Below are 12568 nucleotides of genomic sequence, written 5' to 3' on the forward strand. Positions count from 1 at the left end.
CTCTGCGTGGTCAGGGGTGGTCGTCGCCGGCCACAAAGTCGTTCAGATCGTCGGTGAATCGCTGCGGGGCCTCGGCATGCAACCAGTGTCCGACGCCGTCGTAGCGGATGATCGTGGCCGCGGGGAAGTGCCGGGCGATCGCCGTGCGGCCCGCGGCGGTGACGTAATCCGAGGCGCCCCCATGGAGGCAGCGCACGGGCCGGTCCGTCAGGATGCCGAGGCCATCGGGCCAGCTCTGGATGACCGGCAGCTGGTCGGCGAGGATGTCCAGCGGGATCCGCCATACCCACTGACCGTCACGCCGTTGCAGGTTGGTGAGCAGGAACTGCCGGATCATCGGATGGGTGATCGTCGTCGCCAGTTCGCGGTCGACGGCGTCGCGGCCTGACGCGGCGGCGAGGTCCACCGACTGCATCGCCCGGATGATGCCGCCGTGTTCTGATTCGTGGTTGTAGGCCATTGGCGCGATATCCACCACCATCAGTCGCCGCAGTCGCGATGGCGCCGTCAGTGCCAGTGCCATGGCGACCTTGCCGCCCATGCTGTGACCCATGATATCCGCCTGGTCGATGCCCTTGCGATCGAGCAGGGCGATGATATCCGCGGCCATCCGCCGGTAGTCCATATCGGTACAGTGCGGTGACTGGCCGTGATTGCGCAGGTCGGGCCGCAGGACGCGATGGTGGGCCTCGAGGGGCCGGGCGATGGCGCGCCAGTTGCTCCCCGATCCGTAGAGCCCGTGGAGCATGATCAGTGCTGGCCCCTGGCCACTGTCGGTGCTGGCGAGTTCGACCGGCTCATTCATTGCATGGGTCCCTGCGCGTTGGCGGCCACCTGGCGCAGCGCCTGCAGGGCCACGCCGAACATCGCCGCATCGGGTGTCGTGCTGGTGGTGACCTGATCAATGATCTGTCGCAGGTCATCGACGCGATTGCTCTGTTCGGCCAGCCAGGTCTCGACCCGTGTCTGCGCTGCCTCAGTGGCGGTGTGGCGGAGGATGGCCTCGGTGACCCGGCGATGCTCCTCGTGGAGTGATTCCATCAGCCCGATCCGATAGCGCGCCTGCCAGTCATCCCCCGGACGGAACCGCTCGATCGCCGCCTGCAGTTCGTTGAGCGCCAGATAATCACCGGCCTGGAAGTGGATACCGGCGGCATCCGCCAGATCCGCGCCCGCCAGCGTTGCCGCGGCACTGATATCGAGCCCGGGATAGAGCATCGGCAGCCGGCTCAGGCGCTCCGCCAGCGATTCCGGGACGCCCGCCTCGACGTGGTGCTCGCGCTCGGCGGCCAGACGGGCGGCCGCCGCATCGGTGAGCAGTGTGGGCAGGGCGTCATCGAGTGTGCCGATGGCCGTCTTCATGGCCTGGGTCGTGACCGTGTCACCGTTGCAGCCGGATTGATGGCGCAGCAACCAGCGGGTCGCCTGTTCCTGGAGCGCGCAGATGGTATGCAGGAGTGACTGCTGGTGAGGGACCGGCACGCGGTTATCGAGCTGATCGACCTCATGCCAGAGGCCGCGCAGGCCATAGACATCCCGGGCGGCCAGATAGGCCCGGACCGCCTCGGTGACATCGGCGCCGGTGGCCTCGGTCATGCGCAGCAGAAAGGTCGCACCCATGCGGTTGAGGACATGGTTGGCGAGATGCGTGGCGATGATCTCGCGCCGCAGGGGGTGCTGATCGATACGCCCGGCGAAGCGCTCACGCAGGGGAGCGGGGAAATAGCCGACCAGCTCGTGGAGATTCTCCTCGCCCCGTACCAGCGGCGATTCAAGGAGCTCCTCGAATGCGCGGATCTTGGTATAGGAGAGCAGGATCGCGAGCTCCGGACGGGTCAGTCCAAGGCCCTGCTGCTCGCGCTCGGCGAGGGTCTCGTCATCGGGGAGTTGTTCAACGACCCGGTCGAGGCGGCCCTCACGCTCGAGCCGGCGCATGCAGCGTCCCTGCTCGGGGAGCCGCTCCGCCGCCCGATCGAGCATCAGACTGATGCCCTGGGTCTGGCGGTAGTTGTTGGCGAGGACGTGCTCGGCGACGGCGTCGGTCATATCGCCAAGCAGTCGATTGCGCTGCTTGACCGTCAGATCACCGTCGTCGACGACGCCGTTCATGAGGATCTTGATGTTCACCTCATGGTCGGAGCAGTCCACACCGCCGGAGTTATCGATGGCGTCGTTGTTGATCTGCCCTCCGGCAAGGGCAAAGGCGACACGGCCGAGCGGAGTCACGCCCAGGTTGCCGCCCTCGCCGACCACCTGGCAGCGCAGATCCTCGGCATCCACGCGCAGGGCGTCGTTGGCCTTGTCACCCACTTCGGCATGGCTCTCGGATTTCGCCTTGATGTAGGTGCCGATCCCGCCGTTCCAGAGCAGATCCACCGGTGCGCGGAGGATCGCGGCGATGAGCTCCGTTGGTGTCAGGCGTTCGCGCTCGAGCCCCAGTGCCTCGCGGGCCGCCGCCGGAAGGCGGATGGACTTGGCGCTGCGGGACCAGACGCCACCCCCTGCGGAGATCACCGATTCGTCGTAGTCCGCCCAGCTCGACGGCCCCAGGTTGAACAGCCGCTGGCGCTCCTCATAGCTGCGCTCGGGATCGGGATCCGGGTCAATGAAGACATGGCGGTGATCAAAGGCGGCGAGCAGTCGTGTGGTGCGTGACTGAAGCATGCCATTGCCGAACACATCCCCTGACATGTCGCCCACCCCGACCACCGTGAACGGCTGGCGCTGGATATCCCGTCCGCGCTCGCGGAAATGCCGCTGGACGGCCACCCAGGCGCCGCGGGCCGTGATCCCCATGGCCTTGTGGTCATAACCGGTGGAGCCCCCCGAGGCGAACCCGTCATGGAGCCAGAAGCCATACTCTTCGGCGATGGCATTGGCGTCGTCGGAGAAACTCGCGGTGCCCTTGTCGGCGGCGACGACCAGATAGGGGTCATCGTCATCATGGCGGACGACCCGGTGCGGCGGCTGGATGGCGTCATCGACGATGTTGTCGGTCACATCGAGCAGCCCGCGGATGAACAGCCGATAGCAGGCCAGTACCTCGGCCTGCTGGCCCGGCCGGTCGCGGGGCAGACGCTTGCAGACGAACCCACCCTTGGCCCCTACCGGGACGATCAGGGCGTTTTTCACCATCTGCGCTTTCATCAGGCCAAGGATCTCGGTGCGATAGTCCTCGCGGCGCTCCGACCAGCGCAGTCCGCCACGGGCGACCTTGCCCCCGCGCAGGTGAACGCCCTCGACCCGCGGTGAGCTGACAAAGATCTCGAACGCCGGCACGGGTTTGGGGACGCCGGGAATGCGCTCCGGCTGGAGCTTGATGGCGATGCTCTCGGGTGCCTGGTTGTCGGCGTCGCGCTGAAAGAAATTGGTGCGCAGCGTGGCTCGCATCGCAGCCAGCAGGCGGCGCAGGATGCGATCCTCGTCCAGGCTGTCAACGGCATCGAGCCGTTGGCTGAGATCATCGGCGATCCGGTTGGCCCGGTCGGTATCCGCGCCGTCGGGATCGAACCGGGCCCGGAACAGCTCGATCAGTCCACTCGCGATCGCTGGATGATCCGCCAGCGTGCACTCCATATAGGGCTGGCTGTAGGCCATGCCCGCCTGCCGCAGATACTGGGCGTAGGCTCGAAGGATAATAATGTCGCGCCAGGTCAGCCCGGCCAGCAGGATGAGCCGGTTGAAGCCATCATCGTCGGTCTGGCGTCGCCAGATCGCGGCAAACCCGGACTGGAAGGCATCACGCAGACGCCCGGTATCGAGGGTCAGATCAGGGTCGTGGCTCAGCCCGAAGTCGTGGATCCAGCATTGCCCGGCATGATCCGGACGGATGCCGTAGGGGCGCTCGTCGATGACTCGTACGCCCATGTTCTCGAGGACTGGAAGGACATCGGAGAGGCTGATTGGCTGGCCGGCGTGATAGAGCTTCAGACGCAGGCTGCCCACCGGCGCCTCGAGCGGGCGATAGAGGCTGATCACCAGGCCATTATTATCGGCAAGGGTCTCCAGCCGCTCGATGTCCTGGGTGGCGGTGCCAGGACCGGTGTCTTCCCGATAGGCGGCACTGAAGGCATTGCGGTAGCGATGATGCAGCTCGGTGCCGCGGGCCTCACCGCAGTGCTCGAGCAGGGTCTGAGCAAGGTCGTCGGTCCATGACCGTGTCGTTGCCGCGAGACGGGCCTCGAGGGCCTCGGTATCAACGCCCTGAGCGTCGCTATCCTGGAAATGGACAATGAAGTGGATGCGGGCCAGCACTGCTTCCGAGAGCTGCACCGTAAATTCCGAGTGGGCGCCGTTGAACGCCTCCATGAGGATCTGCTGCATGCGCTGCCGGGTCGCCGTGTCGTAGCGATCCCGCGGCGCGTAAACGAGGCAGGAGACAAATCGGCCGAAACGGTCATGGCGAATGAACAGCCGGACGCGTTGACGCTCCTGGAGCTGGAGGATTCCCAGAGCGGTCTCGTAGAGCGTCCGCGAGTCGATCTCGAAGAGCTCGTCGCGGGGATCGGTCTCGAGGATGTGGACCAGTGCCTTACCGGCGTGGCTGTTGCTGCGCAGGCCGGCGCGCTCGAGCACTGCGGCGACCTTGCGCCGTAGCAGTGGGATATTGCGCGGATTTCGACTGTAGGCCCCCGAGGTGTAGAGCCCCAGGAAGCGATGCTCGCCGATGACCTCGCCCTGGGCATTGAAGCGCTTCACACCGATGGTATCCATGTAGCCGTGTCGGTGGACGGTCGACCGATGACTGGATTTGGTGAGGATCAGCGGATCGGGGTCGTTGGCCTGCTCGCGCAGCGCCGGCGGCAGTGCCTCGAAGCTCTGGGACAGTCGTTGGGCGTTGCGCGCCGGCCGCAGGAGTCCCAGACCGGTGTCCTTGACCGCCTGCAGTTGCATGGCTCCATCGACGCGGCGCAGGTCATAGCGGCGGTAGCCAAGGAAGGTGAAATGCTCGTCGAGCATCCACTCGAGGAACGCATCCACCTCGGCCGGATAGTCGTCGTCGGCGGTGGGCGCCTGGCGTTTCAGCGAGCGCCGGGCCTGCTGGGCCTGGCGGCGCATGGACTGCCAGTCGGCCACCGCCACTTCGACATCGCGCAGTGTGTCGCGCACGACGGCCTCGAGTGCCTGGAGCTGCTCGGAAGTGGCCTGGCGATCGACCTCGATGTGGATCCAGGCCTCGGGATCGCCGTCGCTGGCGGAGCGGTCACTGATGGTCGTGGCGCGGCCATCGGCGTCACGCATGACCTCGAGCACAGGGTGGGTGATGAGATGGATCATCAGCCCCTGCTCGTTCATCGCCATGGACAGCGAATCGACCAGGAACGGCTGATCATCAGCAACGATCTGGACGATGCTATGGGTCGATTCCCAGCCGTCCTGCTCCGGGTCGGGGTTATAGACCCGCAGTGCGATCTCGCCGCGGCGGCGTCGGTCACCGATGCGCCAGTGGGAGATGGCAGCGCCGTAGAGCGTGGCCGGTTGCCGCGGGGTCAGGTCCTCGGTGGCGGTGCTCGCGTAGTAGCAGTCGAGGAATGTCCGGATCATCGCTTGATCGGCACTGGACCACCGCTGATCGGCCAACCGTTCGAGGGCCTCGAGCTGCAGCCGGCGGGGGGTCTCGGCATGATCGTTCATGGGTTTGCGTTCTCCTCCAGTCGCAGGGCGACGCCCGCCATGTTGTAACCTACGCCGGATCCCACCAGCGTGACCAGATCCCCGGGCCCGGCAAGACCGGTTTCGATGAGGTGATCGAGGGCAATGGGGATACAGGCCGAGCCGGTATAGCCATAACGATCCATGAGTTTGGGCGCCCGTTCCGCCGCCAGATCCAGCGTGGCGCAGGCGTCATCGATACTGGCGGCATTGATCTGGGTGAAGACCGCTTGATCCACCGCGCTCAGCGGGAAATCGCCCTGGCTTGCCAGGCGCCGCATGATCCTCGGCCACCCGTGTTCATTGATTGCGGGCGGGTAGCGCTGCTGTACGCGCACCCGGGTGCGGCCGGCCGCCACGGCGGCCTGACTGGCCGGTTCGGCGGTGCCACCGGCGGCGATGCCCCAGTGATCGGCGTATCCGCCGTCGGCCAGAAAGGCGCTGGTGATCAGGCCGGGGCCGTCGGTGGGCATCATCAGTGCCGCACCGGCACCGTCGCCATAGAAAAAGATCATCGGATCATCCGGATCGGCGAGGCGCTGCATCATGTAGGCGCCGATGACCATGATCCGCGTCAGCGAGGGATTGGTCGCGATCAGCCCGGCGGCGGTGGCAAGCGCGGTCGGAAACGATGCACAGGCGCAGCCGATATCCATTGTCCCCGCCTGGGCGGCGCCGAGTTTGGCCTGAACGATCACGCTGGTCGCGGGGGTGATCCGATCGGGGGTATCAGTGCCGAGGATGATCAGGTCGAGATCACTGGCGTGACAGCCGGCCCGCTCGAGCACGTTCCGGGCGGCCGCGGCGGCCAGATCCGAGGTGGCCTGGTCGGGTGCCGCCCGATAGCGCTGGTTGATGCCGGAGCCGGTCTCGAAACGATCGATGGCGCCGGCCTGGCCCTTGGCCGCAAAGCGGGCCCGCAGCTCGTCGTTGCTCACAAGGCGCTCCGGAAGGTAGCGCCCGGTGGCAACGACGGCGGCGGACCGGTTCATCGCGGGTCAGCGTTTCTTCTTGGGTATGTACAGATCCGTCAGCGTCCCGGCCGCGGCTTCCGCCGCCATGCCCACCGTCTCGGAGATGGTGGGATGCGGGTGGATGGTCAGGCCGATGTCGTGCATGTCGGCGCCCATCTCGATGGCGAGGCCCACCTCGGCGATCAGATCGCCGGCGTTGGGCCCGACGATGCCGGCGCCCACGACGCGTTCGGTATCGCGCTCGAAAATGAGCTTGGTAATGCCTTCATCGCGGCCCAGTGACAGCGAACGGCCGTTGGCCGCCCAGGGGAAGCTGGCGATCTCGACATCCATGCCCTCGGCCTTGGCCTGTTCCTGGGTGACACCCACCCAGGCGACCTCGGGGTCGGTGTAGGCCACCGACGGGATGACCCGCGCATCGAAGGCGCTCTTCTCGCCGGCCGCGACCTCGGCGGCCACCTTGCCCTCGTGAACCGCCTTATGCGCCAGCATCGGCTGACCGATCAGATCGCCGATGGCGAAGATGTGATCAACCCGGGTGCGCATCTGATCATCCGCCGGGATGCAGCCGTTATCCATCAGCTCAAGGCTGGTGGCCTCGAGGTTGAGCCGGTCGGTGTTGGGCCGCCGGCCCACCGACACCAGCACGCGGTCGAAACGATCCTCGGCCGGGGCCTTGCCGCCCTCGAACTCGACGCTGACGCCGTCATCGTCGGGCTTGAGCGCCGTCACCTTGGTATTGAGGAAGATATTGGCGTAGCGCTTGTCGATGATCTTGCGGAACGGCTTGACGATGTCCGGGTCGGCCCCCGTCATCAGCCGGTCGGCCAGTTCGACCACGGTGATCTCGCTGCCGAGGGCATGATAGACCGATGCCATTTCGAGGCCGATGATGCCGCCACCGACGACGAGCATGCGCTTGGGCACCTCCTCGAGCTTGAGGGCATCGGTGGAGTCCATGACGCGTGGATGGTCCAGATCAAAGCCCGGTGGCGCGATGGGGCGTGAGCCCGCCGCGATGATCACGTTGCGGTAGCTGATCGAGCGCTCGCCATCAGCGGTGTCGACCTTGACGCGATAGTCATCAACGAACTGCGCCGGTCCGTGAACCGTCTCGACATTGCGCTGTTTGGCGAGCCCGACCAGACCGCCGGTCAGCTTGCCGACCACGCCGGACTTCCACGACTCGAGCTTTTTCAGATCGATTTTCGGCTCACCGAACTCGATGCCGTTGTCGGCGAAGAACGCCGCATCATCGATGACCTTGGCGGCGTGCAGCAGCGCCTTCGAGGGGATGCAGCCGACATTCAGGCAGACGCCGCCGAGACTCGGATAGCGCTCGACCAGGATCGTCTTCAGCCCCATGTCGGCGGCCCGGAAGGCAGCGCTGTACCCGCCTGGTCCGGCACCCACGACGAGGAGATCGCAGTCGGGCGAATCGGGTGCGGCCTGATTGGCGGATGTGGATGCCGCGGCCGCGGGTGTCGGCTCTGGCGCGCTGGCTGCCGGAGCGGGTGCCTCGCTGGCGGCTGACTCGGCGGGGGCCGCTTCCCCGCTGCTGGCGGCACCGCCCTCGGCGGGCACCGCCATGGCAATCACATCGCCCTCGGCCACCTTGTCGCCAACGCTGACCGACAGCGACTCGATCCGCCCGTCGAACGGCGCCGGCACCTCCATGGTGGCCTTGTCGCTCTCGAGGGTGATGAGCGAGCTCTCGGCCTCCACCGTATCGCCCGGACCGACCAGCACCTCAATGATCTCGACCGCGTCGAAGTCGCCGATATCGGGGACGCGAACTTCCTTGGCTTGTGACATGAATCGCGATCCTTTCAGGTTTACAGGATGAGGCGGCGCAGATCGCCGAGCACACCCGTCAGATAAGTGGTGAAGCGGGCGGCCGCGGCGCCGTCGATGACCCGATGGTCATAGGAAAGGCTCAGCGGCAGCATCAGTCGGGGGACGAACTGGCTGCCGTCCCAGACCGGCTTGGTGGCGGTCTTGGACACGCCGAGGATCGCCACCTCGGGGGCATTGACGATGGGCGTGAACGCCGTGCCGCCCAGACCGCCCAGACTCGAGACGCTGAACGTGCCGCCCTGCATGTCGCCGGCGCCGAGCTTGCCGTCCCGGGCCTTACCCGACAGTTCGGCGAGATCGCCGGCGATGTCATAGATCCCCTTGCGATCGGCATCCTTGATGACTGGGACCACCAGACCCTGGGGCGTATCCACGGCGACACCGATATTGATGTAGTGCTTGCGGATCAGGGCCGCCCCGTCGCTGCGCAGTGAGCTGTTGAAATCGGGGAACTCACTCAGCGCCCGTGCCGATGCCTTGACCATGAAGGCGAGCGGCGTGAGCTTGACGCCGGCCTTTTCCGCGGCGGCCTTTTCCGCCTTGCGGAAGGCGTCGAGCTCGGTGATGTCGGCCTCGTCGAACTGAGTGACATGCGGGATGTTGAGCCAGCTGCGGTGCAGGTGCGGACCCGAGAGCCGCTTGATGCGGGGCAGGTCGACTTCCTCGACCTCGCCGAACTTGCTGAAGTCCACCGCCGGGATGGGCGGGATGCCCGCCCCCTCGGCCGCGGGTGCGGCCGCGGGTGCCGGCGTCGCAGCGGCCCCGCCCTCGAGCGCCGATTTAACGTAGGACTGGACGTCCTCCCGACTGATCCGACCCTTGCGTCCGGTGCCGGTGACCTGATCGAGCGGAACACCAAGCTCGCGGGCGAACCGCCGCACCGATGGACCGGCGTGGGCCAGGCGCTGGGTTTCGGCGGTGCGGCGGGCTCGGCCGCTGGTGCCTCAGCGGCGGCTGCCGCACCGTCCCCGGCATCGCCGCCGCCGGCGCTGTCACCACTGACCTCAACCTTGGCAACCGGTGTGCCCTCGGCCACCTTGTCGCCGGGCTGGATCAGCATCTCGGTGACGGTACCGTCCACCGGACAGGGCACCTCCATGGTCGCCTTGTCGCTCTCCAGGGTGATGATCGAGTCCTCGGCGGCGACCGTGTCGCCCGGCCCCACCAGCACCTCAATGACGTCCACCGCATCGAAGTCGCCGATGTCGGGGACGGTGATTTCCTTGACCTCTGCCACGCAAATTCCTCCTGCGCCGTGCCTCGCCGCTAGACCGTGACCGGGTTAGGGGCGTCGGTATCGATGTTGTAGTGGGCGATCGCCTTGCTGACCTGATCGGCCTTGATGGTGCCCTCGTCCGCGAGTGCCTTGAGGGCCGCCACGGTCACGTAGTAACGATCCACTTCGAAGAAGCGACGCAGGTTCTCGCGCGTGTCGGACCGGCCGTAGCCATCCGTGCCCAGCACCACATAGTGCCGGTCAATGTAGGGCCGGATCTGATCGGCAAAGGCCCGCATGTAGTCAGTGGAGGCGATGGCCGGCCCCTGATGATCGGCGAGGCACTGCTGGACGTAGGGAACCCGCGGGGCGTCCTCTGGATGCAGCATGTTGTGACGCTCGCAGTCGATGCCATCGCGACGCAGCTCGGTGAAGGAGGTGCAGCTCCAGATATCACTGTCGACGCCCCAGTCCTGCTTGAGCAGATCCGCTGCAGCGATGACCTCGATGAGGATGCTGCCGGAGCCCATCAGCTGCACGCGACGCTCGCCGCTCTCACCCCGCTGGAACAGGTACATGCCCCGGGTGATGCCGTCCTCGGCACCCTCCGGCATCGCCGGTTGATGGTAGTTCTCGTTCATCATGGTGATGTAGTAGAAGACCGACTCCTGCTCCTGATACATCCGCTTCATGCCATCCTGGATGATCACGGCCATCTCATAGGCGAAGGTCGGGTCAAAGGAGCGGCAGTTGGGTAGCGCCGCGGTCATCAGATGGCTGTGTCCATCCTCGTGCTGCAGTCCCTCACCATTCAGCGTCGTGCGCCCGGCGGTACCGCCCATGAGAAAGCCCTTGGCCTGCATGTCGCCGGCCGCCCACCACAGATCGCCCACTCGCTGGTAGCCGAACATCGAGTAGTAGGCGAAAAATGGAATCATCTCGATGCCGTGGTTGGCATAGGCGGTCGCGGCGGCGATCCAGCTGGACATGGCGCCCGCCTCGTTGATGCCCTCCTGCAGGATCTGACCTTTCTGATCCTCGCGGTAGTACATCAGCTGATCGGCATCCTGCGGTTCGTAGAGCTGACCCTCCGAGGCGTAGATGCCGAGCTGACGGAACAGACCCTCCATGCCGAAGGTCCGCGCCTCATCGGGCACGATCGGGACCAGGCGCGAGGTCAGCCCCTTGTCGCGGGCAATGATCGACAGCGCCCGGACGAACGCCATGGTGGTGGACATCTCGCGCTCGCCACTGTCCTTGAGCAGCACCTGGAAGGCGGAGAGATCCGGGATCTCCACGGGCTCGGCGGTGATGCGGCGCTCCGGTAGATAGCCACCCAGCGCCTCGCGGCGCTCGTGGAGGTACTTGATCTCCGGCGAGTCCTCGGCCGGCTTGTAGAACGGTGCATCGGCCACCTTCTCGTCGGGCACCGGGATATGGAAGCGATCGCGGAAATCCTTGAGGGCGTTTTCCGCCATCTTCTTCTGCTGATGGGTGATGTTCTGGCCCTCGCCGGCCTCACCCATGCCATAGCCCTTCACCGTCTTGGCGAGGATGACGGTCGGCTGACCCTCGTGTTCGGTCGCCGCGCGGTAGGCATTGTAGACCTTGTTCGAGTCGTGGCCGCCGCGCTTGAGCTGCCAGATGTCCTCGTCAGACATGTTCGCGACCATCGCCTTTAGCTCGGGGTACTTGCCGAAGAAGTGCTCCCGGGTATAAGCGCCGCCCTTGGCCTTGAAGTTCTGGTACTCGCCGTCGACCGCTTCGTCCATGCGCCGCCGGAGCAGGCCCTGCGAGTCCTTGGCGAGCAGCGGATCCCACTCCGAGCCCCAGAGTACCTTGAGAACGTTCCAGCCGGCGCCGCGGAACTCGCCCTCGAGTTCCTGGATGATCTTGCCATTACCCCGCACCGGGCCATCAAGGCGCTGGAGGTTGCAGTTGATCACGAAGATCAGGTTGTCGAGGCCCTCGCGGGCGGCGACACCGATGGCCCCAAGGCTCTCGGGTTCGTCCATCTCGCCATCGCCGCAGAATACCCAGACCTTGCGGTTGGCGGTATCGACGATGCCGCGGTTGTGGAGGTACTTGAGAAAGCGTGCCTGGTAGACGCCCATGATCGGGCCCAGTCCCATGGACACCGTCGGCAGCTGCCAGAAGTCGGGCATCAGCCATGGATGCGGATAGGAGGACAGCGGCTTGCCGCTCTTGGCGAGGTCGGCGCGGAAATTGTGCAGGTCATCGTCGTCGAGACGGCCTTCAAGGTAGGCACGGGCGTAGATCCCCGGCGCCGAGTGGCCCTGCATGAACACCAGATCACCGCCATGATCCTCGCTTGGCGCGCGCCAGAAATGGTTGAAGCCCACCTCGTAGAGCGTCGCCGATGAGGCGAACGAGGCGATATGCCCGCCGATCCCATCACGGTCGCGGTTGGCCTGGACCACCATCGCCATGGCATTCCAGCGGATGATCGAGCGGATCCGTGATTCCAGCGCCTGATCACCCGGGAACGGCTGCTCGTGCTGGGTCGGGATGGTGTTCTGATAGGCGGTGGTGGCCTTGAAGGGGAGCTGCCCGCCGCTGCGCCGGGCCTTGTCCACCAATTGTTCGAGCAGAAATTGCGCCCGCTCCGGCCCTTCATATTCGAGGACCGACTCGATCGCCTCGAGCCACTCCTGCGTCTCCTGCGGATCCAGGTCGTCCGGCGTCGGTATGGGCGTCATTTTTGCTGCCATCTCTGACCTCGTTAGGTTTCTTTCTGGGCACAGCCTAGCGGCCCGGTTTTTGTGTGACCAGACCCTTGATCGCTGTAGGTTATTGTTGCGCTGCGGAAAAAATACGGCGCTTCAGATCCACCAAACTAACCCAGTGA

The 12568-nt window shown here is 65.7% G+C and carries 5 protein-coding genes and 1 pseudogene; all 6 read right to left on the reverse strand.

Annotation, left to right across the window (positions count from 1 at the left end):
- Positions 1-10: 10 nt before the first annotated feature.
- Entirely contained in the window at positions 11-805 is a 795-nt protein-coding gene (locus tag SPICUR_RS00185) for an alpha/beta fold hydrolase (protein ID WP_023364811.1), read from the reverse strand.
- Positions 802-5634, reverse strand: a complete 4833-nt coding sequence (locus tag SPICUR_RS00190; RefSeq protein ID WP_023364813.1) for an NAD-glutamate dehydrogenase — start codon at positions 5632-5634, stop codon at positions 802-804. Before SPICUR_RS00190 ends, SPICUR_RS00185 begins: the two co-directional genes overlap by 4 nt.
- Positions 5631-6644: a 3-oxoacyl-ACP synthase III family protein gene (locus tag SPICUR_RS00195; RefSeq protein WP_023364815.1), complete on the reverse strand. Its 1014-nt coding sequence runs from the start codon at positions 6642-6644 to the stop codon at positions 5631-5633. The genes SPICUR_RS00190 and SPICUR_RS00195 overlap by 4 nt, the downstream gene beginning before the upstream one ends.
- A 6-nt stretch (positions 6645-6650) precedes the next feature.
- Positions 6651-8441, reverse strand: a complete 1791-nt coding sequence (gene lpdA / locus SPICUR_RS00200) for a dihydrolipoyl dehydrogenase (protein ID WP_023364817.1) — start codon at positions 8439-8441, stop codon at positions 6651-6653.
- Positions 8442-8461: 20 nt separating this feature from the next.
- A pseudogene (gene aceF / locus SPICUR_RS00205) lies at positions 8462-9720 on the reverse strand (dihydrolipoyllysine-residue acetyltransferase).
- A gap of 29 nt (positions 9721-9749) precedes the next feature.
- The gene (aceE, locus tag SPICUR_RS00210; RefSeq protein WP_237220334.1) at positions 9750-12431 is read right to left on the reverse strand and encodes a pyruvate dehydrogenase (acetyl-transferring), homodimeric type; all 2682 of its coding nucleotides are present in this window, start codon (positions 12429-12431) and stop codon (positions 9750-9752) included.
- Positions 12432-12568 lie beyond the last annotated feature (137 nt).

This window comes from Spiribacter curvatus (genome assembly GCF_000485905.1).
Lineage (GTDB): Bacteria > Pseudomonadota > Gammaproteobacteria > Nitrococcales > Nitrococcaceae > Spiribacter > Spiribacter curvatus.

Bases quoted from the DNA above. Each gene is read 5' to 3' on its own strand.
- SPICUR_RS00185 (WP_023364811.1), bottom strand. From the start codon at position 805: ATGAATGAGCCGGTCGAACTCGCCAGCACCGACAGTGGCCAGGGGCCA.
- SPICUR_RS00190 (WP_023364813.1), bottom strand. From the start codon at position 5,634: ATGAACGATCATGCCGAGACCCCCCGCCGGCTGCAGCTCGAGGCCCTC.
- SPICUR_RS00195 (WP_023364815.1), bottom strand. From the start codon at position 6,644: ATGAACCGGTCCGCCGCCGTCGTTGCCACCGGGCGCTACCTTCCGGAG.
- lpdA (WP_023364817.1), bottom strand. From the start codon at position 8,441: ATGTCACAAGCCAAGGAAGTTCGCGTCCCCGATATCGGCGACTTCGAC.
- aceE (WP_237220334.1), bottom strand. From the start codon at position 12,431: ATGGCAGCAAAAATGACGCCCATACCGACGCCGGACGACCTGGATCCG.